The 23,205-nt window shown below is 74.0% G+C and carries 20 protein-coding genes; 7 read left to right on the forward strand and 13 right to left on the reverse strand.

Annotation, left to right across the window (positions count from 1 at the left end; all coding sequences use genetic code 11):
* Positions 1 to 29 precede the first annotated feature (29 nt).
* From ACMXGY_RS04905 to ACMXGY_RS04935, 7 genes are all read right to left on the reverse strand, one after another.
* Positions 30 to 1,304: an ABC transporter substrate-binding protein gene (locus ACMXGY_RS04905; protein ID WP_483775767.1), complete on the reverse strand. Its 1,275-nt coding sequence runs from the start codon at positions 1,302 to 1,304 to the stop codon at positions 30 to 32.
* Between the two features lie 62 nt (positions 1,305 to 1,366).
* Positions 1,367 to 2,683 (reverse strand): Gfo/Idh/MocA family protein, encoded by a 1,317-nt coding sequence (locus ACMXGY_RS04910; protein WP_483775768.1) that lies wholly within the window; start codon positions 2,681 to 2,683, stop codon positions 1,367 to 1,369.
* A gap of 315 nt (positions 2,684 to 2,998) precedes the next feature.
* On the reverse strand, positions 2,999 to 5,203 hold the full coding sequence (locus tag ACMXGY_RS04915; RefSeq protein ID WP_483775769.1) for a peptidase C14: 2,205 nt from the start codon (positions 5,201 to 5,203) through the stop codon (positions 2,999 to 3,001).
* Positions 5,204 to 5,288: 85 nt separating this feature from the next.
* A complete protein-coding gene (locus tag ACMXGY_RS04920) occupies positions 5,289 to 7,448 on the reverse strand; it encodes a peptidase C14 (protein ID WP_483775770.1) in 2,160 nt (719 codons plus the stop codon).
* A gap of 807 nt (positions 7,449 to 8,255) precedes the next feature.
* A complete protein-coding gene (locus ACMXGY_RS04925; protein ID WP_483775771.1) occupies positions 8,256 to 9,320 on the reverse strand; it encodes a GNAT family N-acetyltransferase in 1,065 nt (354 codons plus the stop codon).
* A gap of 154 nt (positions 9,321 to 9,474) precedes the next feature.
* Entirely contained in the window at positions 9,475 to 10,224 is a 750-nt protein-coding gene (locus ACMXGY_RS04930) for an SDR family oxidoreductase (RefSeq protein WP_483775772.1), read from the reverse strand.
* 114 nt (positions 10,225 to 10,338) lie between these two features.
* Positions 10,339 to 11,025, reverse strand: a complete 687-nt coding sequence (locus tag ACMXGY_RS04935; RefSeq protein WP_483775773.1) for a GntR family transcriptional regulator — start codon at positions 11,023 to 11,025, stop codon at positions 10,339 to 10,341.
* Between the two features lie 150 nt (positions 11,026 to 11,175).
* Here ACMXGY_RS04935 and ACMXGY_RS04940 point away from each other — a divergent pair, with 150 nt between their 5' ends.
* Genes ACMXGY_RS04940 through ACMXGY_RS04955 form a run of 4 tightly spaced genes read left to right on the forward strand, consistent with a single transcriptional unit; the run spans position 11,176 to position 15,723 of the window.
* Positions 11,176 to 12,834 carry a hypothetical protein gene (locus ACMXGY_RS04940; RefSeq protein ID WP_483775774.1) on the forward strand — a complete coding sequence of 553 codons (1,659 nt, stop codon included), beginning with the start codon at positions 11,176 to 11,178 and terminating at the stop codon, positions 12,832 to 12,834.
* On the forward strand, positions 12,831 to 13,628 hold the full coding sequence (locus ACMXGY_RS04945; protein WP_483775775.1) for an SDR family NAD(P)-dependent oxidoreductase: 798 nt from the start codon (positions 12,831 to 12,833) through the stop codon (positions 13,626 to 13,628). Before ACMXGY_RS04940 ends, ACMXGY_RS04945 begins: the two co-directional genes overlap by 4 nt.
* Before the next feature lie 2 nt (positions 13,629 to 13,630).
* A complete protein-coding gene (locus tag ACMXGY_RS04950) occupies positions 13,631 to 14,875 on the forward strand; it encodes an enolase C-terminal domain-like protein (protein WP_483775776.1) in 1,245 nt (414 codons plus the stop codon).
* 20 nt (positions 14,876 to 14,895) lie between these two features.
* Positions 14,896 to 15,723, forward strand: a complete 828-nt coding sequence (locus ACMXGY_RS04955; protein ID WP_483775777.1) for an SDR family NAD(P)-dependent oxidoreductase — start codon at positions 14,896 to 14,898, stop codon at positions 15,721 to 15,723.
* A 28-nt stretch (positions 15,724 to 15,751) separates the two neighbouring features.
* Here ACMXGY_RS04955 and ACMXGY_RS04960 read toward each other — a convergent pair whose 3' ends face one another.
* The 3 genes from ACMXGY_RS04960 to ACMXGY_RS04970 form a co-directional block, all read right to left on the reverse strand.
* Positions 15,752 to 16,237 (reverse strand): GNAT family N-acetyltransferase, encoded by a 486-nt coding sequence (locus tag ACMXGY_RS04960; protein ID WP_483775778.1) that lies wholly within the window; start codon positions 16,235 to 16,237, stop codon positions 15,752 to 15,754.
* A gap of 122 nt (positions 16,238 to 16,359) precedes the next feature.
* A complete protein-coding gene (locus ACMXGY_RS04965; RefSeq protein WP_483775779.1) occupies positions 16,360 to 16,692 on the reverse strand; it encodes a nuclear transport factor 2 family protein in 333 nt (110 codons plus the stop codon).
* A gap of 38 nt (positions 16,693 to 16,730) precedes the next feature.
* On the reverse strand, positions 16,731 to 17,543 hold the full coding sequence (locus ACMXGY_RS04970; RefSeq protein ID WP_483775780.1) for an SDR family NAD(P)-dependent oxidoreductase: 813 nt from the start codon (positions 17,541 to 17,543) through the stop codon (positions 16,731 to 16,733).
* A gap of 70 nt (positions 17,544 to 17,613) precedes the next feature.
* On the opposite strand from ACMXGY_RS04970, the gene ACMXGY_RS04975 reads away from it, so the two are divergent.
* Both ACMXGY_RS04975 and ACMXGY_RS04980 read left to right on the forward strand, forming a co-directional pair.
* Complete coding sequence (locus ACMXGY_RS04975; protein ID WP_483775781.1) at positions 17,614 to 18,618, forward strand: C-terminal binding protein; 1,005 nt, start codon at positions 17,614 to 17,616, stop codon at positions 18,616 to 18,618.
* 70 nt (positions 18,619 to 18,688) lie between these two features.
* Entirely contained in the window at positions 18,689 to 19,543 is an 855-nt protein-coding gene (locus ACMXGY_RS04980) for a fumarylacetoacetate hydrolase family protein (RefSeq protein WP_483775782.1), read from the forward strand.
* Between the two features lie 17 nt (positions 19,544 to 19,560).
* On the opposite strand, the gene ACMXGY_RS04985 is transcribed toward ACMXGY_RS04980, so the two are convergent.
* Positions 19,561 to 20,433 carry an SMP-30/gluconolactonase/LRE family protein gene (locus ACMXGY_RS04985; RefSeq protein WP_483775783.1) on the reverse strand — a complete coding sequence of 291 codons (873 nt, stop codon included), beginning with the start codon at positions 20,431 to 20,433 and terminating at the stop codon, positions 19,561 to 19,563.
* 229 nt (positions 20,434 to 20,662) lie between these two features.
* Between ACMXGY_RS04985 and trpS the strand changes: the two genes are divergently transcribed.
* On the forward strand, positions 20,663 to 21,820 hold the full coding sequence (gene trpS / locus ACMXGY_RS04990) for a tryptophan--tRNA ligase (RefSeq protein ID WP_483775784.1): 1,158 nt from the start codon (positions 20,663 to 20,665) through the stop codon (positions 21,818 to 21,820).
* A 22-nt stretch (positions 21,821 to 21,842) separates the two neighbouring features.
* Here the strand turns inward: trpS and ACMXGY_RS04995 are convergent, their stop codons facing one another.
* Both ACMXGY_RS04995 and ACMXGY_RS05000 read right to left on the reverse strand, forming a co-directional pair.
* Positions 21,843 to 22,502 carry a DUF4153 domain-containing protein gene (locus ACMXGY_RS04995; RefSeq protein ID WP_483775785.1) on the reverse strand — a complete coding sequence of 220 codons (660 nt, stop codon included), beginning with the start codon at positions 22,500 to 22,502 and terminating at the stop codon, positions 21,843 to 21,845.
* Entirely contained in the window at positions 22,499 to 23,173 is a 675-nt protein-coding gene (locus ACMXGY_RS05000; RefSeq protein ID WP_483775786.1) for a PRC-barrel domain-containing protein, read from the reverse strand. The genes ACMXGY_RS04995 and ACMXGY_RS05000 overlap by 4 nt, the downstream gene beginning before the upstream one ends.
* Between the last annotated feature and the right edge of the window lie 32 nt (positions 23,174 to 23,205).

Consider the following 23,205-nt stretch of genomic DNA (forward strand, 5'->3'; position numbering starts at 1 on the left):
GGGGGAGGCTGCCCGCGCCGCGACGTGGGTCAGCCGAGCAGCGGGTCTGCCGCCGCGGCCGCGTCCTTCAGGGCCTGCTCCGGCGTCTTCTTGCCGATGAGCGCGGCCTGGATCTCCGGGGCGAGCACGCCCATGACCTCACGGGACTTCTCGTTGACCTCGCCCGCGGTCGTGTACTGCAGCGTGTCCTCGAGCGCAGACAGGACCGGGTCGTCGGCGTAGAGGCCGGACTCGCTCTCGTACGGCGAGAACCAGCCCGCCGCCTTCGCGTACTCGGTGCTCACCTCGGGCGACGTCGCGAACGCCGCCCACTTCCCGGCGGCGTCGAGGCTCTCCGCGGTCTTGAGCACGGACAGCGAGCCGACCGTGCCGAACGCGACCGCCTCGGCCTCCTTGAGCGGCGGGAGCACGACGACGTTCTCCTCGCCCCAGAAGCCCGCGACGTCGGCCGGGCCCTGCTGCCACGTGCAGGCGATCTTGCCCTTGGCGGTGTTCGTCTGCTCGAACGCGGGGATCGTGGTCAGCAGGTCCTTCTCGATGAACCCGCCCTCGGCGAGGTCGACCACGAGCTGGAGCGCCTCGACGCCCTCGGGCGAGTCGAACGCGACCGACGAGCCGTCCTCGGAGAAGACGGACCCGCCCGCCTGCCACAGCAGCGGGTAGAAGGACTCGTTGAGCGTCGCGTCGACCGAGCCCCAGTAGTTGGTGACGTCGTAGCCCGCGGCCTGGAACGTCGGCGCGAGCGCCATGAGGTCGTCCCACGTCTCCGGGTAGTTGCCGGCCTCGCCGACGGCCTCGAACGCCGCGGCGTTGCACACGAGCGGCTTGCTGTTCATGATCAGCGGCGAGCCGAGCATCGCGCCGTCGACCGTGACGGCCTTCGACGCGTTCTCGCGCAGGTCGCCCACCTGGTCGGTGACGTAGTTGTCGACGGCCGCGAGCGACTTGCTGTACTTGGGGATCTGGTCCGGGATGAGGTAGACGACGTCCGGGCCCTTGTTGCCCGCGATCGCCGTCGCGAGGGTCTCGTCGCGGCCGGCCCAGGGGTAGATCTCGACCGTGACGTCGACGTCAGGGTTCTCCTCCTGGAAGGCCGCGACCTGCTCGTCCCAGAACGCCTTGTGGGCCGCCTCGTCCGCGATGACGGGGTAGGTCCACATGGTGACGGAGCCGGACGCGGCCCCGTCCTCGGGGGTGGGGGTGGAGCTGCCGGCGCCGGCGCCGCCGGCACAGGCGCTCAGCGCGCCGAGCGTGCCGACCGCGAGAGCGGCGGTCCAGAGGCGCTTCGTCGTGCGCAGGGTCATCGACGTGTCTCCTTGGTGAGGTCCCGCCCGGAGGGCGGGCGCGGGGTGGATGGTGCGGGTGGTCAGCGTGCCGGGACGTCGACGACGGTGCGCCGGTGCCTCGACTCCTCGGCCGCGAACACGGCGAGGTGGCTCTGCAGTGACTCGACGGCACCGGAGCGCACATGGCTCGGGTCGCCCGTCGCGACGGCGCGCACGAACGCGTCCATGACGCCCGAGTCGCCGCCGCCGTGGTCGTCCGCGGCGTTGGTGGCGCCGTGGTGGCCGCCGTCGTGCACCGTGACGGTGCCGTCGCGGAAGTCGGTGACGCGGACCTTCTCGCCGTCGCCGTCGAGGCACCCGTGGGTGCCGAAGATCTGCGTCTTGCGGTGGTCCTGCTCGGAGAACGCGGTCATGGTGAACGTCGCCGCGCCGCCGCCCTCGAGCTCCATGGCGACGACCTGGTGGTCGACGACGTCGTTGTCGGACGCGTAGACGCAGCGGCCGTAGTCGGTGGTGCGCAGGGCCTCGACGACGCCGGCCTCGTCGGTCGCGTCCGTGATGACCGTGACGGGCCAGATGGGGCCCTTCTCGCGCAGCGTCGACAGGTACAGGCGCGGCGCCGAGTAGGGGCACGTCGGCTCGAGCGGGCAGTCGAGGCAGCGGTCGGCAGCGCCCGCGGGACGCTCCTCGGGCCGGAAGTGCTTGAGGGAGCCGAAGCTCGCGACGGTCGTGATCCGCTTGCCCGTGACGTAGCGGATCCAGTCGAGGTCGTGGCTCGACTTCGCGAGCAGCATCGGGCTCGACGTCTTCTCCGAGCGCCACGGGCCGCGCACGTACGAGTGGGCGTCGTGCCACCAGCCCACGGGCTCGAGGTGCTGGACGTTGACGATCTCGCCCAGGACCCCGGAGTCGACGACCGACTTCACGAGGTCCGTGTACGGCATGTAGCGCATCACGTGGCACACGCCGAAGAGCACGCCCGACGCCTCGACCGCGTCGACGACGTCGCGGCACTCCTCGGGGCTCGGGGCGAGCGGCTTCTCGACGAGGATCGCGTACCCCTGGGGCGCGAGCGCGACGACCGGGTCGCGGTGCTCGCGGTCCTGCGTCGCGACGATCACCATGTCCGCGAGCCGCCCGGTGCCCCCTGCCGCACGGTCGGCCTCGCCCGCGGCGACGAGGTCGCGCCACGACGCGTACTGCGCGACGTCCGGGAGGGAGCCGGCCTGGGCGGCGACGGCCTGGTCGACCACGAGCCCGCGCTGGTGCGGGCGAGGGTCGGCGACGGCCACCAGGCGTGCACGCTCCGGGTGCTCGGCGATCCAGCGCGCGTACGTCTGACCGCGGTTGCCGGCGCCGACGAGGGCGACGGTGACGGGCTGGTGGGTGGGGGTCACGTGTGCGGTCCTTGCTCCGTTGCGATGGTCCTGCGGGTCGGGGTCTTCCGGCCCCGGCAAGCCTCGTTTGCTATTTGCTATAGCAAGCCTGCCAGGCCGATGTTACGCCAGATCGGCGCTCGTGTTAACTCGTCGGCGACGAGATGCCGAGTTGTGACCTTTTGCGCCGATGGGCTCTCGACGCCTGCCGAACCCGGGGTTGCGCGCCACGAACGGGTCGTCCTGGCGCGCAACCCCGGGTTCGGGCGGAGGCCGGTGGCGCGTGCGCACGCGTTCGGCCCGCGCTGTCCTCGGCCGGTTGCCGGTGGGGCGCCCTCAGACGACGAGGTTGCCCGTCGTGACGACGCGCTCCCCGTCCTCGGGGAAGGCCGCGCGGGTCACGCCCTGCTCGACGTTGCCGCTGTGCAGCACGTACGACTCGCCGCCCAGCGCGGACGGCGCGAGCGCGAGGCTGCCGCCCGCGAAGGTCGAGCCGGTCGCGGACCACTTGTTGATACCTGCGTCTAGGTTCACGTGTCCAGTGTCACCCGACGGCGCGGTGCTCCGGACGCCGTCGAGCGCCCACGTGACCGGCTTGTCCGCCTTCGCCCGGCGCAGGAAGCTGCCGCCCGCGGGCTTTCCCTCCAGCCGGGCGCCGCCGTCGAGCTGGATCGTCTGCTCCGCGGCGCCCGCCGCGACGATCGCGACGTTGCGCACGACGCCGCCGCGCACCGTGAGGTCGCCGCTCGCCGTGACCGTGCCCTCGCCCTCGGCCGCCTCGAGCGTGCACGCGTCCAGCACGACCCGTCCCTTCCCGGCGAACGAGGCGTTCTTCAGCCCGTTCAGTGTGGTGCGCACGAGGTGCACGGGGTTCGTGACGTTCGCCTGGGTGATCGCGGTGTCGGGCAGCACTGCGAAGCGAGACCCCTCGATGACGTTGGGCCGCTTCGACAGCGCCGACGCCTGGGAGATGATCAGGGTGTCGTCGGCCTGGCAGCCGCGGAGCTGCACGCCGTCGGCGTTGACCCACATCATCCCGGAGCCCGCAAGGCCGTCCTTGCGGATGACCTGCACGTCCTCGAGCGTGAGGTCGGTGACCTTGACGCGTGCGACGAACCACGAGCACACGTGCCGCGTCACCGTGATGCGCTTCGCCGCGCCGCCCCAGGCCGCGCCCGAGTTGGCGAACGTCATGAGCCCCGAGTTCCCCACGTAGGTGAGGTCGTGCTCGTACTGGCCGTGCGTGACGAAAGGGCCCTGGTCGTCGCCGTCGCCGTGGCAGTTCTCCACGAGCCCGTACGACGACGCGGTCCAGTCGTTGAGGTGTCGCGAGTTGGTCGTGTGGCAGTCCACGACGTGCCCGTAGTTGCAGTAGATCTGCTGCGTCAGGTAGCCCGCGCCGCCCCACGTGACCGACGCCGGGTTGGTCAGCGAGCAGCCCGACGTGCGGAAGAACGTGCTCCAGCGACGCATGACGAGCGGCCAGAACGTCGCGACGCCGTGCACGTTCTCCACGTCGCACCGCACCGCGTACTCGTAGGCGACCGGGTGGGAGCCGGTGTACTGGTCGCCGTCGGGCCGACCGCGGAACGCGAGGTTGCGCACGTGCACCTGCTCGACGGGCTCGACGCGCGTCCACGTGAGCGTGCGGCCCTTCGCCAGGGACCAGCCCGCCTTGTAGTTGACACGCACGTGGGTGGCGTCGACGATCTGCGTGACCTGCACCAGACGCTGCAGCTCGCGCTCCCACCGCCCGGCGAGCGCGTTCACCTCGAGCGCGTACCACTGGCCGACCTCGAACTGCGACGAGTCCGCGACCTCGTAGTCGTCGCGGAGCTCGGGCATGAGGGCCGTGAGCGTGTTCGTCCGGACGTCGTCCGTGACGTTCCCGCGGAAGAACAGGACCGCCGCGAACGGGTCGTCCTGACCCGCCTTCTCGATTCCCTCGGTGGTCATGAGGTGGCCACCGAAGTCGAGCTCGAGGTGGGAACGCGTGAAGGTGTGGCGGCGGACGAAGTTGAGGTCGGTGTGGGCCTCGATGCGGGTGATGCTGGGGTCGTCGACGAGGGCGTCGAGCGCGTCGTCGGCCGGGTTCTCGGGTCCGAAGAGGCCGAACCAGCGGAAGTCGGCGGTTCCGGTGTGCAGGGTGTGCCAGCGGCCCTCGGCCCCGGCGTCCGCCGGGGCGAGGACGGTGCCGCCGTTCGGGTTCGCCTTCGAGGCCGCGTCGTAGCGGACGAGCCGGCCGGCGCCGTCGCCCGCGGTGGCGTGGCCGAGGAGCTGGGCGACGGTGCCGTCGTCGAGCTTCTTCGCCCTCCAGCCAGTGAGCTCGGCGACGGTCGTCGCGACGAGGACCCCGGCGTCGGGCTTCTCGTCCTTCTTCGCGATGAGCGGGGCCGCGTGCGCGGTGCCGTTCCCGAGGGCGACGGCGCCCGCGGCGAGGGAGGCGATGCCCGCCACGCGCAGGAGGTTGCGGCGCGACGGCGGCTGGGCGCCCTCGGACGGGGCGGCGTCCGCCGGTCCGATGGTGGTGTCGAGGGTCATGGGTGTCCTTTCGTCGGCCCGCGCACGACGGCGCGGGTGTCGGTGGGAGGGCGGGTGAGTGCCCGAGGGCGGTAGCCCGGGCGCGTCAGACGACGACGTTGGCGTCCACCAGGACGTCGACGCCCGTCGTCGGCAGCCCGGCGCGGTCGACGCCGGTCTCGACGTTGCGCGCGTGGAGGACGCGTACGCCGTCGGGCAGGTCGAGGCGGCCGCCCGCGAACCGCGTGCCGGTCGCGGCATACCGGTCACCAGGCCGCAGGGCGACGTGCGCGGTGCCGGCCGGGACGCTCAGGTCGGCGCCGCGGAGGGTGACGTCCACGACGCCGGCCCCGGCGCCGCGGGAGACGAGCGCGCCGGCCGTCGTCGTGCCGGACGCGCGCAGGCCGTCGACCACGGCCCGCTGGTCCCGCGCCCCGCTGAGCCGCACGCCCACGCCGCGCCACGACCCGCCCGTGACGGTGACGTCCGCCGAGCCGAGGTCGACCGGCGCGGCCGGCGCGTCGTCCGTGCCGCCGACGAGCTCGCAGTCGGTGAACGTCACGGGGCCGGCGCCGCGCAGGATCGTGCCGTCCACCCCCGTGATGCGGGTGCGCACGAAGTGCACCGGGTTCGTCACCGGCGTCTGGTGCAGCACGGACCCTGCGGGCAGCGCGAACGCGCAGTCCTCGACGACCGTCGGGCGCCGCGACAGAGACGACCGCTGCCCGACGGCGAAGAAGCCCGCCGTGCAGCCGCGCACCTGCGCGCCGTCGGCGTTGATCGTCAGCGTGGCCTGCGGGTCGAACGTCGAGCGTGCGACGACGTGCACGTCCTCGAGCGTGAGGTCCGTGATCTTGGTGCCCGCGACGAGCCACGAGCACGTGTGGTGCCTGACCGTGATGCGCTTGGCCGCCGTCCCCCACTGGCCGCCCGAGTTGGCGATGTCCATGAGCCCGCTGTTGCCGACGAACACGAGGTCGTGCTCGTACTGGCCGTGGGTCGTGAAGGGGTTGCCGCCCTGGTCGTCGCCGTCGCCGTGGCAGTTCTCCACGAGGCAGTACGCCGACGCGGTGAGGTCGTTGAGGTGCCGCGCGTTGTGGCTCGTGCAGTCGGAGACCCGCCCGTACAGGCAGTAGATCTGCTGCGTGAGGTACCCCGCGCCGCCGTAGAACACCGTCGGCGGGTTGGCGACCGAGCACCGCTCCGTGACGAAGTGGGTGTTCCAGCGCCGCATGATCACCGGCCACCACGTGCGGTGGCCGTGCACGTCCGCGACGTCGCAGCGCACCGCGTACTCGAACGCGACGGGGTGCGAGCCGGTCATCTCGCGGTCGTCGGGCAGCTCGCCGTTCGCCGGGCCGTCGAAGGGCCCGGAACCGTGGAACGTCATCGCGCGCACGTGCACCTGCTCGACGGGCTCGACGCGCGTCCAGGTGAGCACGCGTCCGGCGGGCAGCTCCCAGCCGTTCTTGTAGTCGACTCGCACGTGCGTCGCGTCCAGCACCTGCGTGACCTGGACGAGGCGCTGGAGCTCGCGCTCGTCCCCGCCGCCGCCCGGGCGCTCGTCCGAGCGCAGCGCCCACCACTGCCCGACGGCGAACGCGCCCGCGTCGGCGACCTCGAACACGTCGGCCAGGTCGGGGAGCGTCGCGGAGAGCGTGCGGCTCTGCGTCTCGTCGGTCACCCGGCCCTGGAAGAACAGGACCGCCCCGAACGGGTTGTCGTGCGCGTTGCGTTCGATGCCCTCGCTCGTGACCGTGTGCCCACCGAAGTCGAGCTCGAGGTGGGAGCGGGTGAAGGTGTGGCGGCGGACGAAGTTGAGGTCGGTGTGGGCCTCGATGCGGCTGATGCTGGCGTCGTCGACGAGGGCGTCGAGCGCGGCATCGGCGCTGCCGGCCGGGGCGTCGGGACCGAGGGCGCCGAACCAGCGGAAGTCGGCGGTTCCGGTGTGCAGGGTGTGCCAGCGGCCCTCGGCTCCGGCGTCCTGCGGGGCGAGGACGGTGCCGCCGTTGGGTGCGGCGGTGGACGTGGCGTCGTAGCGCACGAGGCGTGCGGCGCCGTCGCCGGGCGTGGCGTGGCCGAGGAGCTGGGCGACGGTGCCGTCGTCGAGCTTCGTGGCCTTCCACCCGGTGAGCTCGGCGACGCTCGCGGCGACGAGGACCTCGGCGTCGGGCTTCCCGTCCTTCGTCGTGGGGAACGGGGTGGCGTGGGCGCCGCCGGTGGCGAGGGCGACGGCACCGGCGGCGAGGGACGCGACGCCGGCCACGCGCAGGAGATGCCGACGGGACGGCGGGGGCGACGCCGGCGTGGCGTCGACGGCAGGGGCGCCTCGGCCGAGGGCCGGCGACGTGGGGACGGACGGTGGTCGGGAGATGGGGGACAACTCAGGCACCCTTCGGGACGTCGGGAGGGACGCCGTATGGGCGGGCGACGCGGTGGCTCCGGCGGCCCGGGGCTGCGGGGTGTTCCGGGGGAGCGGTGCTGCGGGTCGTGCGGTTCCGGTGCTGGGTCGGGGTCAGCGGGTTCGTGCGCGTCGTTGCGACGGTGAACCGGACCCTCCGGAGACTAGTCGGATGCTATGGCATCGTCAACCCGTAAAGTCGTTGCATCATCCCAGGTCAGCACCGTTTCTTCGTAGCCAGGATGCCATAGCAACGAAACTTCGAGTCGCCGCGGCGACGTCCCGCGCCGCCGTGAGCGACCTCGCCCGCCAAGGTAGAACGCTGGCCCGCCGAGGTAGAACCCTGGTCCATCGAGGTAGAACCGTGGTCCGCCAGGTGGCGCTCGCCGGTGCCGCGCGACCGCGGTCATGCACGGGTGGGCACGGACCAGGGTGGGTGATGCCGGGAGGGGTGGGTGGGGGCGCCGCGTCGTGGTCGGGCCTGGCGGGAGCGCCGCGAGGAACGAGCGGCGCGGATGGAAGACGCGGCGCCCCCACCCACCCCGACACCCAAGCCGACGACGCGACGTCCGACACGACCACGGTTCTACCTCGCGCGACCAGGGTTCTACCTCGGCGGACCAGGGTTCTACCTCGGCAGACCGCGGTTCTACCTCGCGCGACGGGAGGTGGTCAGAGGTAGTCGCCCGGCCAGTGGAAGCCAGACCCCGCCGCCGCGGCCACGTGCAGGCGAGCGACGACGTCGGCCCCCGCGCGGACCGGGCGCAGCATCCCGGTCGTGTCGGTGTCGGCGACGGGCGCGTCGAGCACCATCGCGGCGAAGCGGTCGGTGAGGGGGTGTGCGGGCAGGCGCACCTCGACGGCCGGGGAACCGTGGAGCCGCGCGCGGTCGAGCGTGGTGCGCGCGAGCGCGTCGACGACCTCGCCGGCGCGCTCCGCCGTCGGGTCCAGGCCGAGCTCACGGACCTTCAGCAGGCCCGGTCCGGGCTCGAGGACGAGGTAGCCCACGACCTTCCCGGTCGCAGCCCGCGCGGTGAACACCTCGGCGCCGGAGTACCAGAGCGGGATGCGGCGCTCCCAGTGCTCGGCGGTGCGCCGGGTGGCGAGGGGACGCGGTCCGCCCGGCACGGTGTCGAACGCGTCGTGCAGCACGGCGAGCTGCTCCCACCGCAGCGCGACCCACCACGCGGGCCACGGGACGCCGGGCAGGCGGTCGGTGCGGACCCGCACGGGGGCGTCGCCCACGCGGTCCGACGGCGCGGCGTCCGTCGGGAGCCCGTCGTCGTCGAGGTCTTCCTGTCCGGTGTCCGGGTCGTCGACCGGACGCGGTGCGCCGCGCAGGAGCGGCACGTCGAACGTCTCGAAGCCGCTCGACCGGTAGACATCCGGGGTGCCGGTGAACAGCAGCGCGACGTCCGCGCCGTCCCGCTCCATCTGCTCGACGGTTCGGGAGAGCAGTGCGCGGACGAGGCCACGGCCCCGCGCCTCGGGGGCGGTCGCGACGTTCGCGACACCGCCCGCCCGGAGGGTGCCGCCGTCGGGCCCGCCGAGCTTGCGCGGCGTCCAGTACACCGAGCCCACGACCCGGCCGTCGAGCGGGTCGGCGGCGACGTGGGTGCGCTCGAGCCGGCCGTCGTCGGTCTCGTAGACCGGCACCATGAGCGCCGCGTCGAACGCGCGCCCCCACAGGGCGTAGAGGGAGGGGACGTCGTCGGGCGTGGCGGTGCGCAGGTGCATGGCCGTCCAGGGTCGCGGGCCGGTGTTGACGGGATGCTATAGCAAAAGTAGGGTCGCGGGACGACCGTCGGCGTGCGACGCGACGGACCGTGCGGGCCGGGCTGGGCACGCACGACACCCCGGGCGGCGGCGTGCCGCCACCCGGGGTGCACCGTCAGGCTGCCTGGGCGGCGAGCCAGTCGTCGAGGCGCGTGCCGAAGAGCTCGGCGCCGTCGAGGGCGACCAGCGTGCGCTCCTCGATCGGCGCGCCGAAGTACGGTGCGTCGTCCGCCGAGACGACCTCTCGCTCGACGCCCTGCGCGGCGAGCGTCCGGCGAACGAGGTCGCCGATCGAGAGGACCTCTGGCCCGGCGATCTCGACGTCGCCCACGGGGGCGCCCGCGGAGATGCGCGCGACGGCGGTCGCGACGTCCTCCGCGGCGATCGGCTGGATCGACGCGCTCGACACCCGCACCGTGTTGCCCTGCGTGGCGGTGCCGATGATCGCGGGCGTGAACTCGAAGAACTGCGTCGCGTGCACGAGCGAGTACGGCACGCCCGACTCCCGGACGACGCGCTCCTGCTCGGCCTTGCCGTGGAAGTAGCCGATGCCCTGCGGTCGGTCGGTCCCCACGATGGTGAGCGCGACGTGATGGCGCACGCCCGCAGCCTTCTCGGCCGCGACGAGGTTCGCCGTCGACGTGGCGAAGAAGTCCCGGACCTCGTCCGGGACGTACGACGGCGCCTGGGTGATGTCGACGACCACGTCGGCGCCGTCGAGCGCCTCGGCCAGTCCCGCGCCGGTGTACGCGTCGACGCCCGTGCGTCGTGACGCCACGACGGCGTCGTGCCCGTGCGCGGTGAGCTTCTCGACGACGCGCGAGCCCACGCGGCCCGTGCCCCCGACGACGATGATGCGTGCCATGTTCGGCCTCCCTGAGTACCGGGGATGCGGGTGCATCCCCTCGGCAGGTCGACCGGTGGCCCTCGGGCGCTGTGACGTCGGGCAGCTGGTGCTCTGCGGTCGGGCCGGTGTGCGTCAGGCCCCGACGGCGGGCTCTGCCTCGTCCTCGGTGTGGCTCGCAAGGCGGGCAGCGGCCTCGCCGATGTGCTCGGCCATGACGCGCCGGGCGGTGTCGGGGTCGCCGCCGGCGATGGCGTCGACGATGAGCTCGTGGGTGCGGGCGTGCTCGACGCGCGCCTCGGGCTCGAGAGCCGCGTTCGCGGCGCGCAGGAACCCGGTGATGCGGCTGCGGAGCTGGGCGTTGAGCGTCATGAGCATGCGGTGGTCGGCCATCTCCCAGAGCTGCTCGTGGAAGCGCCGGTCGAGCTCGAAGACGCGCGCGTTGCTGCCCTTCTCCGCCGCCTGGACCATCTGCTGCACGGTCTTGCGCAGCTTCGCCTCCTTGGCGGGGTCCCACGCGTCCTGGACCCGCACGACGGCGAACTGCTCGAGCAGCGTGCGCAGGCTCGAGATCTCCTCGAGGTCGCGGCTCGTGAGCGCGGCGACGCGCGCCCCGCGGTGCGGCAGCCGCTCGACGAGGCCCTCCTGCGTGAGGCGGGTGAGGGCCTCGCGCACCGGGATGTGGCTCGTGCCGAGGCGCTCGGCGAGCTTGCGCTCGACGAGCCGTTCGCCCGGCGCGAGGTCCCCGCTGAAGATCGCCTCCCGCAGCTCGACCGTCACACGGTCGGCGACGTTCTGGTCCGGCACGCTCTTGAGCGCCATGGTTTCTCCGTGGTGTCGTGGGGACGGCGGGCTCGGATCGTCGTCGGTCGGCTCGTCCGAAGGGTAGCGGCCACGGTGCCTGCCCTGGTGGGACGTGCCGACAGAGGAACATGCTATAGCATCGGCACTCCCGAGCCCAGAGGAGGTGCGATGGTCGCCCTGCACACGAGGGCCCCCGTCCCCGCGTTCGTCGGCCTGGCCGGCGTGGCCGTCCGCGACGTGACGCCCCCTGCCGGCGTCCGGGCGCGCAACTGGGGTCCGGCGGACTGGGACGTCTCGGAGGGCGCCCACCGCACGATGACGCTCACGGCGGTCGCGCTCGCGGAGGACCCGGCCGCCGGTGCCGACCCCGCGGCACCGCTCGTCCTCGTGACGATCGACGGCACGTGGTGGCGACGGGTCGACGACGAGGCAGCGCTGCGCACGACGGTCCTCGACGCGACCGGCCTGCCCGCCGAGCGACTGCTCGTGTCGCTCTCGCACACGCACGCCGGGCCCGTCCTGTGCTCGGGCGACGCCGACCTCCCGGGAGGCGACCGCGGCATCGAGTACCTCCACGACCTCGCCCGCGCCGCGGCTGCCGCCGCGGTCGAGGCGATCGGGTCGCTGCGCCCGGCGGTCCTCGAGTGGACCACCGGGCGCTGCGGCCTCGCGTCCAACCGCGAGGCGCTGCTCGACGGCTGCGCCGGAGACGGGGGCACGAGCGCGGCGGCCGAGCCGCGACCCCTCGTCGGGTTCAACCCCGACGCCGGCACTCCCCGCTCTCCCGGCGCCGACACCGCGGACGACACGGTCGTCGTCGGTCGTCTCACCGCGCGCCCCGGCCCCACGCCCGCGTCCGGCGCCGCACCCACCGGGACGTCGCCCGACGGCGGCGCGCACCCGGGCGGGCCCGTCGCCCTCGCGACGATCGTCAACTACGCGTGCCACCCGACGACGCTCGCGTGGCAGAACCGCCTCGTCTCGCCCGACTACGTGGGAGCGATGCGCGACCTCGTCGAGCGTGAGACGGGCGCCCCGGTCGCGTTCCTGCAGGGTGCGTCGGGCGAGCTCGCCCCGCGCGAGCAGTACACGGGTGACACCGCCGTCGCGGACCGCCACGGCACGTCGCTCGGGCACGCCGTGCTCGCGGCGCTCGCGGAGCTCCCGCCGCCAGGCACGGAGCTGGAGCTGACCCACGTCGTCGAGTCCGGCGCGCCGCTCGCCGTCTGGGAGCCCGCGCCGTCGGCCGCTCTCGCCGGCACGGGCACAGGCCCCCACACCGATGCCCGCCCCGACGCCCGGACCCTCGCCGCCGTCGAGGAGCCCGTCACGCTCGACCTGCGCGACCTCCCGACGTGGGACGAGCTCGAGGCCCAGTGGGCGGGCATCGATCCCCGCTCGCGCGAGGAGCGCCTGCGCCGCGCCCGGAACCTGCGCGACGGCTACGTCGCCGGCCCGACCGTGTCGCACCCCACGTGGGTGTGGCGCGTCGGCGAGGCGCTGCTCGTCGCGCACCCCGGCGAGGCGTACTCGCGTCTCCAGCGCACGGTGCGCGCCCACGCCGGGGTGCGGCCCGTCGTCGTCGCCAACCTCACCAACGGCCCCGGCTTCGTCTACCTGCCCACGCGCGAGGCGTACGACGTCGGCGCCTACCAGGCGTGGCAGTCGCCGCTCGCGCCGGGCTCGCTCGAACGCCTGGAGCGGCACGCGTGCGCCGTCGTCGACGACGTGCTCGCCGGCATCGCGGCCTGGCCCCCCGGCGCGGTCGCACCACCGCACACCGCACCCGCGACCCCGATCCGTCCCGTCCCCGAGGAGGACCAGTGACCACCCCCGCCCCCGACGCCCCGCGCGTCCCGCTCGCCGTCGTCACCGGGGGAGCGGCCGGCATCGGCCGTGCCGTCGCCGAGCGCCTCGCGACCGACGGGTTCCGCGTCGTGTGCGCGGACGTCGTGCAGCACGACCTCCCCGCGCTCGACCTCGGTGCCGTCCCCGACACGCCGGGACTCGTGTGGACCCCGCTCGACGTCACCGACCACGCCGCCGTGCGCGCCGCGTTCGACGACCTCGCGGCCGCGTTCGGTGGCGTCGACGCGCTCGTCAACAACGCGGGCATCCAGCGCCACCGCGCGCTCGAGGACCTCACGTGGGACGAGTGGTCCGCCGTCGTCGACGTCAACCTGCACGGCGTCTTCGCGTGCCTCCAGGCCGCGGGCCGTCACATGCTCGCCGCGGGTCGGGGAGCCGTCGTCAACATCTCGTCGATCTCTGCGCGCGGGTCCGCCGGGCGCGCGCCCTACTCCACGACGAAAGCCGCGGTCATCGGCCTCACGGCCACCGCGGGCGCCGAGTGGGCCGCGCGCGGCGTGCGCGTCAACGCCGTCGCGCCGGGCTACATCGACACGGGCGTGTTCCGCCAGGGCGTCGCGCAGGGCACGCTCTCGGAGGAGACGATCCTCGCGCGCATCCCGGCGGGCCGGCTCGCGCAGCCGGAGGAGATCGGCAACGCGGTGAGCTGGCTCGTCTCGGACCAGGCGGCGTACATGGTCGGCCAGACCGTCTACGTCGACGGCGGGTTCCTCGTCGACTACGGCGTGCCGCTCGCGAAGAAGCCGGAGTGAGCGTGGCCGCCACGACCGCGCGCGTCGTCGCCGTCCGCACCGCGACGACGGTCGTCCCGCTGCCGCAGCCGCTGCGCCTCGGCGCGATGACGGTCGAGCGCCGCGAGTACGTCGGCGTGCGCGTCGTCGCCGAGACGGACGACGGCCGGACGGTCGCGGGGGAGTCGTACGCGCTCACGCGCGAGGCGCCCATGGCCGAGCTCGTGGACCGGCTCGTCGCCCCGCACGTCGTAGGGCGCGAGCTCGTGGCGTCCGACGGCGTCGCCGCGCGCGCGAGCGTCGGCGCCGCGTGGGACGCGGCCCTGCGCGGGTCCGCGATCGTCGGCCGCGTGGGCCTCGTGCGGCGCGCGATCGGCCTGGTCGACGTCGCGCTGTGGGACCTCGCGGGCCGGCTCGCCGGGCGGCCGGTGTGGAGCCTGCTCGACGACGGCGCCGACCTCGCTGGGTCCGCGGGCCCGGTCGCCGCGCCGCGGCCCGCGATCCTCGTCGCCGCCTACCCGACGCCGGGCCGCACCGCGCGCGACGTCGCGGACGAGGTGCTCACGCACGGGCGCGCCGGGTGGCCGCTGCTGAAGATCTCGCGCTCGCCCGACCGCGCGCTCATGCGCGACCTGCTCACGATCCTGCGCGCCGAGCTGCCGGACGTCACGGGCCGGCCGACCGTCGCCGGGCGCAGCGGCGTCGTCGTCGACGTGGGCTTCGGCTGGCGCGACGCGGACGAGGCGCTCGCGGACCTCGACGCGTGGGGAGTCACGGGTGCGGAGGGGCAGTCGGGAGAAGTCGAGCCTGCGCTCGCGTGGCTCGAGGACCCGCTGCTCCCCGAGGACGCGGTCGGCGCCGCGCGCGTGCGCGACGCGTCCGGGCTGCCGCTCTCCGTCGGCGACGAGGTGACCGACCCCGAGGTCTTCGCGCACCTCGACGCGTTGGGCGCGCTCGACGTGCCGCGCGTCGACGTCGTCGCGATCGGCGGCATCACCGCCGCCGACCCGCTCGTGCGCGCGTGGACCGCGCGCGGCATGGTGGTCTCCAGCCACGTGTACCCCGAGGTGAGCGTGCACCTGGGTGGCGCGGCGGGCATCGGCGTCGAGACGTTCGACCGTTCGCCCTCGGGAAACCCCTACGACCCCGCGCCGCTGCTCGTGCGCGGCGGTCCGGTGTTCGACGGCGGCCACGCCATCCCGCCCGACGCCCCTGGTCTGGGCTTCACGCTCGACCCTGACCGCTTCGACCTGGAGGCACGCTCGTGACAGGACCCGCGGCCGAACCCGTGAACAGGCACCTGAACAGACGTCGCAGCGTCGTCGTCACCGGCAGCGGCAAGGGCATCGGCCGCGCCGTGGCGGCACGTCTCACCGCCGACGGGTGGAGCGTCGTCGGGCTGGAGCGCACCCCGGGCTCGGGGACGGTCGAGGAGGGGTTGTGCGCCGCCGTCGTGCTGGGCGACTCGCGCGACCGCGAGGCCCACCGAGAGGCCGCGCGGACCGCGCGCGACCTCGCGCCGCTCGGCGGATGGGTGAACAACGCGGGCATCACCGTCCGCACGCCGCTGCACGCGCTCGCCGACCCGGCGCGTGCGGCGCAGGTCGAGCGGGACGCGCGCGACGTCGTCGAGATCAACGGCCTCGGCTACCTGTGGGGCTGCGCCGCCGCCGTCGAGGCGTTCACCGACCAGGTGAGCGGCGGGTCGATCGTCAACATCGGCTCGATCCACGGGCGCGCCGCGTTCGCCGACCACGCCGCCTACGAGCTGACCAAGGGCGGCATCGACGCGCTCGCGCGGTCCGTCGCCGTGACGTACGGGCGGTACGGCATCCGCGCCAACACCGTCGCGCCCGGCGGCGTGCGCACCCCGCATCTCGACGCCCAGATCGCGCGCGCCGCCGACCCGGCAGCCGAGGAGCGTGCGCTCGCCGAGGGCCCGCCGCTCGGCCGTATCGCCGAGTCCGGGGAGATCGCCGCGCTCGTCGCGTTCCTGCTGTCCGACGAGGCGGGCTACGTGTCCGGCCAGTCGATCGCTGCCGACGGCGCCTGGACCGCGTCCTTCGGCAACCCGCCCCACGACCCCGACCTCGACGCGCGCTACGGCCTCACCTGAACCCGGGCGCACCGGAACCCGTCGGTCCCTAGCCCCTCCTGACCAGCCACAGCGTCGCGTCGCCGTCGTCGTCGACCCAGGACCCGGCGTCGACGTAGCCGAGCCGACGCAGGAGGCGCAGGGACGCCTCGTTCTCCGGGGCGACGGTGGCATGGACGGCATCCAGCCCGAGCGTCTCCAGGCCGTGCTTCGTGATGCCCTCCGCGATCTCGGTGCCGAGGCCACGGCCCCACGCGTCGGGAACGAGGGCATAGACCAGCTCGTGCCCGTCGACGTGCGGGTCGGGGCTCGGCTTGAGCTCGCCGTGGCCGACGTAGACGCCGTCCGCCCAGATCGCCCAGATGTCCCAGGTGGGCTCCGCGGCGACGACCGAGCGGAAGACCTCGCGGAGCGGCCGGGCGGGAACGCCCATCCAGCGGGTGACCACGGGGTCGCCGAGGAGCCCGGTGAAGTGGTCCTCGTCCTCGGGGGCGTAGGAGCGGAGCACGAGGCGGTCGGTGACGACGTCGGTCATGGGCGAACCGTAACGCCCGCGCCTCAGAGCGGTCCCGCGGATTTCCCTGGAAGTCTCCGGCCCGTGCACCGGGAGGACGCGGCGGCGAGGGATCGCGCGCCGCGCCACGTGCGCGGTACGCGTCAGCCCTTGACCATGCTCGCGCGGGTGATGAGGCCGTCGCGCACCTCGAACGTCGCGACGGTCTCGCCGGTGCCGTTCGACGTCGTGACCAGCTCGCGGGCGACGAGCCAGCGGTCGCCGAAGGTCACGGACGCGTCGATCACGCAGTGCAGCGCGGTGTCCTCGAACCGGCTCGCGTAGAACGCGCGCAGGGCGTCGCGACCGACGATCGGCTCGGGGGTCACGCCGCTCACGACGGCATCGGGCGCGTACGTCGCGCAGAATGCGTCGAGGTCGCGGACGTTGAACGCGTCGACCTGGGCGGTGACGACGGCGGACGGGGACGTGCTCATGGGTGCCTCCTCGGGCAGGGGTGTGCGGGGGAGCGTGGTCAGTCGATCCGGACGCCGCCGTTGACGTCGTACGTCGCGCCCGTGACGAACCCGGCGCGCGGGGAGGCGAGGGACGCGACGACCCACGCGACGTCGTCGGGCGTGCCGAAGTCCCCGAGGGGGATGGACGCGGTGAGCCCGGCGCGGGCGTCGGGGGCGAGCTGGTCGGTGATCGCGCTCGTCACCGGGCCGGGGGTCACGGCGTTCACGCGGATGCCCTCGCTCGCCAGGATGCGCGCGAACGAGCGCGTGATCGCGAGGATCGCGGCCTTGCTCGCGGCGTAGTGGACCCCGGTCTTGAGTGCGCCCTGCTCGCCGGCGATCGAGGAGAGGTTGACGATCGCGCGGTCGCGCGCGGCCCGCTCGTCGGGTGTCGTCGTGACTCCTGCGGGCGACGGACGGTCCGCGCGCAGCAGCGGGAGCGCGGCGCGCGACAGCACGAACGTGCCGCGCGCGTTGGTCTCCATGACCATGTCCCACTCGTCGAGCTCGATGTCGTCGAGCGCGCGGTAGGGGCACACGCCGCCGTTGTTGACGAGCACGTCGAGGCGTCCCCACGCGTCGGTGACCTCGGCGACGAGCGCCTCGACGGACGCGGTGTCGCGCAGGTCGAGGCGGGAGACGCGCGTCGCGGCGCCCGCCTCCTCGCAGCGAGCAGCGGTAGCGCGCGCGCCGGCCTCGCCGCCGGTGTACGTGAGCCAGACGTCGTGCCCGTCGCGTGCGAGCTGGAGGGCGGTGGCGGCACCGATGCCGGAGCTGGCGCCGGTGACGAGGGCGAGTCGGCGACGAGCGCCGTCCGGGGCAAGGGTCATGAGGCCACGCTATAGCATCCGACCGGCCCGACGGTTGGCCGTCGTTGCTATCTGCTATAGCATTCAGCGCATGACAGCCGACACCGTCGTCATCACCGACTGCGACCTGCCCGGGACCGCGTGCGAGGACACCCTGACCGCCGCCGGGCTGCGGGCCGTGCGCGCCGCCGCACGCACCGAGGACGAGGTGATCGCCGCCGTCGAGCAGGCCGCAGCGGGCGGCTCCGCGCCGTCGGCGCTGGTCGTGCAGTGGGCGCCCATCACCGCCCGCGTGCTCGACGCCGTCGCCGGGACGGGCGGGGTGCGCATGGTCTCGCGCATGGGCATCGGCTACGACATGGTCGACGTCGCGGCCGCCACCGCGCGCGGCGTCGCCGTCGCGAACACCCCGACCTACTGCATCGAGGAGGTCGCGAGCCACACGGTCGCGATGATCCTCACCCTCGACCGCGGCCTCGTCGCCTACGACCGCGCGCTGCGCGCCGGCACGTGGGCCCCGACGGCGCAGCACGCCGCGCGCCTGTCCAGCACGGTCGTCGCCGTGATCGGGTACGGGCGCATCGGCTCCGAGGTCGCGCGCTCGGCGCGGGCGCTCGGCTACCGCGTGCTCGTGCACGACCCGTTCGTCGACGCGGCGGCCGTCGCCGCCGACGGACACGAGACCGTGGGGCTCGACGAGGCTGTCGCGCGCGCCGACGTCATCACGCTGCACGCGCCGCTCACCGACTCGACGCGCCACCTGCTCGACGCCCGCACGCTCGCGGCCGCGAAGCCCGGCGTGCGCGTGGTGAACACGTGCCGCGGCCCGCTCGTCGACGAGGACGCGCTCGCCGACGCGCTCGCGTCCGGCCACGTGGGCTCCGCCGCGCTCGACGTCTACGCGACCGAGCCCCTGCCCGCGGACTCGCGCCTGCGCACCCTCGAGAACGTGCTCCTCACCCCGCACGCCGCGTGGTTCTCGCCCGAGGCCATGCAGGACCTTCCCGTGCACACCGCGCGCAACGCCGTCGACTTCCTCGCAGGCCGCCCCGTGCCGTCGATCGTGAACCCGGACCACGCGCGCGCCCTCGCCTGAGAACGCGCACACTGCTCTCGCGCCCCGGCGAGCCCGCCTCGCCACCCGTCCCGACCTAGGAGACCCACCCGTGCAGCTCGTCCGTCTCGGCCCCCTCGGCCAGGAGCGTCCCGCCGTCCGCGAGGACGGGGTCGTGTACTCCCTCGACCCGCTCACCACCGAGATCGACGGCGCGTTCCTCGCGGCCGACGGCGTCGGCCGGGTCCGCGCGGCGCTCGCCGCAGGCGCGCTGTCCGTGCTCGACGGCGCCGACGACCTGCGCGTGGGCGCGCCGGTCGCTCGCCCGACCGCGGTCGTGTGCATCGGGATGAACTACGCGGAGCACGCCGCCGAGTCCGGCTCGACCCCGCCCGACGTCCCGATCGTCTTCTGGAAGCACTCCAACACCGTGGTCGGCCCGTACGACGACGTCCTCGTGCCGCCCGGCGCGACGACGGTCGACTGGGAGGTCGAGCTGGGCGTCGTGGTCGGACGCCGCGCGCGCTACCTGTCGTCCCCCGAGGAGGCGCTCGACCACGTCGCCGGCTACGTCCTGTCCCACGACGTCTCCGAGCGCGACTTCCAGATGAAGGTCTCCGGCGGGCAGTGGTCCAAGGGCAAGAGCTGCGAGACGTTCAACCCGCTCGGCCCGTGGCTCGTGCCGGCCGACGAGGTCGACGCCCAGAACCTCGGGCTGCGGTCCTGGGTCAACGGCGAACCCCGCCAGGACTCGACGACAGCCGACATGATCTTCGACGTCGCCTACCTCGTGCACCACCTGTCGCAGTACATGGTTCTCGAGCCCGGCGACCTCATCAACACCGGCACCCCGCAGGGCGTCGCGCTCTCGGGCCGCTTCCCCTACCTGCGCGACGGCGACGTCGTCGCCCTGGAGATCGACGGCCTGGGCCGCGCCGAGCAACGCGTGCGCGACGCCGTCCGCTGACGACCCGGGGGCGCCGTTCAGCCGGCGAAGAGGAGGACCGGCAGCCCTCGCACGCCGGGGTCCGCGACGAAGAGCGAGCCCGACGCGGCCTCGTCCGGGTCAGGGTCGTCCAGACCCTGGCGCGACGTCGTCACGTAGAGCCGGTCGAGGTCGTCGCCGCCGAACGTGCACGCGCTGACCTGCGACACGGGGAGCGGGACGACGGCGTCGAGCGTGCCGTCGGGGGAGTAGCGCCGGACCGCGCCGCCGCCCCACAGCGCGACCCAGACACCGCCCTCGGCGTCGACCGTGAGACCGTCGGGCATGCCGTCGTCGGGGTCGACCTCGACGAACGGGCGGCGCCGCACGAGGCCGCGCGCGTCCTCCTCGGCCGGCACCACGTCGAGGACGTCGACGCGCCGCGTCGCCGAGTCGACGTAGTACGCCCGCGTGCCGTCCGGCGAGAACCCCAGGCCGTTGGACACCTCGATGCCGTCGAGCACGACGCGCGTCGACCCGTCGGCCTCCACCCGGTACAGCGCGCTCGGCCGGTCGCCCTCCGCCTGGCCGCCGGCGTAGAACGCGCCGTCCGGCCCGGAGGCGCCCTCGTTGAGCCGGACCGTCGGGTCCTCGACGAGCGTCGCAAGGGGACGGACCGGCGCGCCGTCGTCGTCCGCGACCGCGACGGACCGCGCGAGCCCGACGACGAACCCGCCCCCGGTACGCGGCCGCACCACGGCCGCGTGGTCACCCACGTGGAGACGGTCGACGCCGCCGTCGGGCCGCAGCGTCAGGAGGTCGCCCGCGAGCATGTCCACGTACCGCAGGCCGCCCCACCCGGGCCACCACACCGGGCCCTCCGCGTGGTAGGCGACGGGGCCGGTGACGTTCTCGACGGAGATCTCAGGCATCCGGCCATTCTCGTCGAGGCCACCCCCCTCGCTCGGCAGAGCGCGGCTCGGACACCCGGTCGCGGCGTAGGCTGGGCGCATGATCACGCAGAGCTGGTGGTGGCTGCCCCCGCAGCCGTGACCAGTCCTGCCCACGTCCCGAGCTGCGCGCCGCAGCCGGGACGTCGTCATGTCCGGGCCAGAACCTGCCAGGACGCGGCGCGCGGCTCCCCACCGAAGGAGAGCCCGCATGACCACCACCCTCGCCGCCACCGAGGCGACCCGACCTGCTGACCCTCCCGCGCCGTCGTCCGGCCCGGCGCGCTCCACCCCGCGCTCGTCCACCGCGTCCGTCGCCGCCGCGCACGAGCGCTCCGCCGAGATCGAGGCCCTACTCGAGGGGGACCCGACCGGCTTCCGCGTCCTCACCGGCGACCGCCCGACCGGCGCGCTGCACCTGGGCCACTACCTCGGCACGGTCGCCAACCGCGTCCGGCTGCAGGACGACGGCGCGGAGGTCGTGCTCGTCGTCGCCGACTACCAGGTCATCACCGACCGCGACGACGCGGGGGACCTGCGCGGGACAGTGCGCGAGGTCGTCCTCGACTACCTCGCCGCAGGCATCGACCCCGCGCGCACGACGATCTTCACGCACTCCTCGGTGCCAGCGCTCAACCAGCTCCTGCTGCCGTTCCTCAGCCTCGTCACGACGGCCGAGATCGAGCGCAACCCGACCGTCAAGGCCGAGGCCGTGGCGGCCGCCGCCCGTCAGGGTCGCCCGATGAGCGGCCTGCTGTTCACCTACCCCGTGCACCAGGCGGCCGACATCCTGTTCTGCCACGGCAACCTCGTCCCGGGCGGGCAGGACCAGCTCCCGCACGTCGAGATCACCCGGACGATCGCGCGGCGGTTCAACCAGCGCTACAGCCCCGCCCGCCCGTACTTCCCCGAGCCCGACGTGCTCCTCGCACCCGCCCCGACGGTCCTCGGCACGGACGGGCGCAAGATGAGCAAGTCCGCGGGCAACGCGCTCGAGCTGCGCGACGACGAGGACGCCACCGCGCGCTTCGTCCGCCGCCACCGCACCGACTCCGAGCGGCACGTCACGTACGAGCCCGAGCGCCGCCCAGAGGTCGCGAACCTCCTCACGCTCGGTGCGTTCGCCGCGGGGACGACGCCGGAGGCGCTCGCGGACGAGATCGGCGCGGCAGGGGCGGGCCGGCTCAAGCACGTGGTGACCGAGGCGCTCGTCGAGCACCTGCGCCCCCTGCGCGCCCGACGCCGCGCGCTCGCCGCGGGCGACGGCCCGGACCCTCTCGACGTGCTCCGGGAGGGCAACGCCCGCGCGAGCGCGGTCGCCGACCGCACCCTCGCGGACGTCCGCGACCTCATGGGCATGTCGTACTGATCGGCGCCGTGGTCAGCCCTCGTCAGACGTCGAGACCCGCCCGGTCCACCCTGCGGTGGAAGCGCATGCCGGCGATCCCGCCGAGCACGGCGCCGACGAGGCTGATCACGGCCGCCGCGACGAGAGCGATGACGCCTCCCGTCGTCAGGTCGCTCGTGCTCACCGGGATCTGGGGGAACGTGTTGAGCTCCGACAGCACGTTGTACTGGCTGCCGGCCACGAGCCCCAGGAGGGCGAGGACGATCGCGATGACCACGGCCCAGAGCCATACCGCGAAGCCCTGCTTGGCGCCGTCGAAGCGCGCCATGCGCCCGGCGACGTACCCGCCGCAGTAGTAGGCGACGAACAGGACGACGACGAGCACGATGCCGCCCACGATGCCGATCGTCTCGGCGTTCTCGCTCGCCTGGTCGACGGCCTCCTGGGCGTCGGTGGTGCCGTTGAGGCCGAAGGCCGCGCCCGCGGCGGCGGCCAGGGCGGTGAGGATGACGGCCGTCCCGGTGGCGGTGAGCCACCCGAAGAACGCGGAGCCGAACTTGATGCCGCCGTACTCCTCCTTCTCCCGCGCCACGACGGACTCGCGGTCGCGCGCCACGGGGTCGGGTCCGACCCGGTCGTCTCCGGCACGGTCCGGGTCGCGTGGGTCGTTCTGGGGCGGGGTGGCCCCGTAGCTGGTGCTCATGGCCGGTCGTCCTCTCCCTCGATGATCTCTTCGCGGACGCGTTCCGAGACCTTGCGCTCCTCGTCGAACCCCTGGCCCTCGGTACCCGACTGCTCGGTCGGTACCGTCCGCGTCTCGTACTCCGTGACGACGTACCGGCGGAGCCGGACTCGGCCCGCCCTGTCGTCGTCCGACGTCGCCGACGCGTCGTCGGTGGCCGGCCCGGCGGCGTGCCGCCCGACGGCACCCGCCTCGTGCGGGCGGTCGCCCGCGTCGTCGCCATGGCGGTCCTGCTCGTCGTGCCGGTCAGCGTCGCTCTCGCCGTGCCGGTCGTCCTGGTCACCGGTTCCGGAACGGTCGTCGCCGGCACCGGCCTGCGCCCGCCCGTAGTAGCGGTAGAGCTCTGCCTCCCCCTCGGGCGAGAGGTGGCCCTCCGAGTCGTCGACGCGCGGCGCGCCCTTGACCCTGTCCTTGTCGAACGGGACGCGGATCTCGTCGCCCTGGACGTCGGCGTCGGAGAGCGGGACGAAGGACTCGCCCGTGCCGAACAGGCCGGTCTTGACCGTCACCCACTCCGGCTCGCCGCTGCGGTCGTCGAGGAAGACCTGGCCGACCTTGCCGATCTTCTCGCCGCCCTGCGAGACGACGGTGCCGCCGGAGAGCAGCCTCTCGATCTGGTCCGTGGTGATCATGGTGGGTCCTTCGGACGGTGCTGCAGCAAGGC

The organism is Cellulosimicrobium sp. G4 BAM 1002, assembly GCF_057126935.1.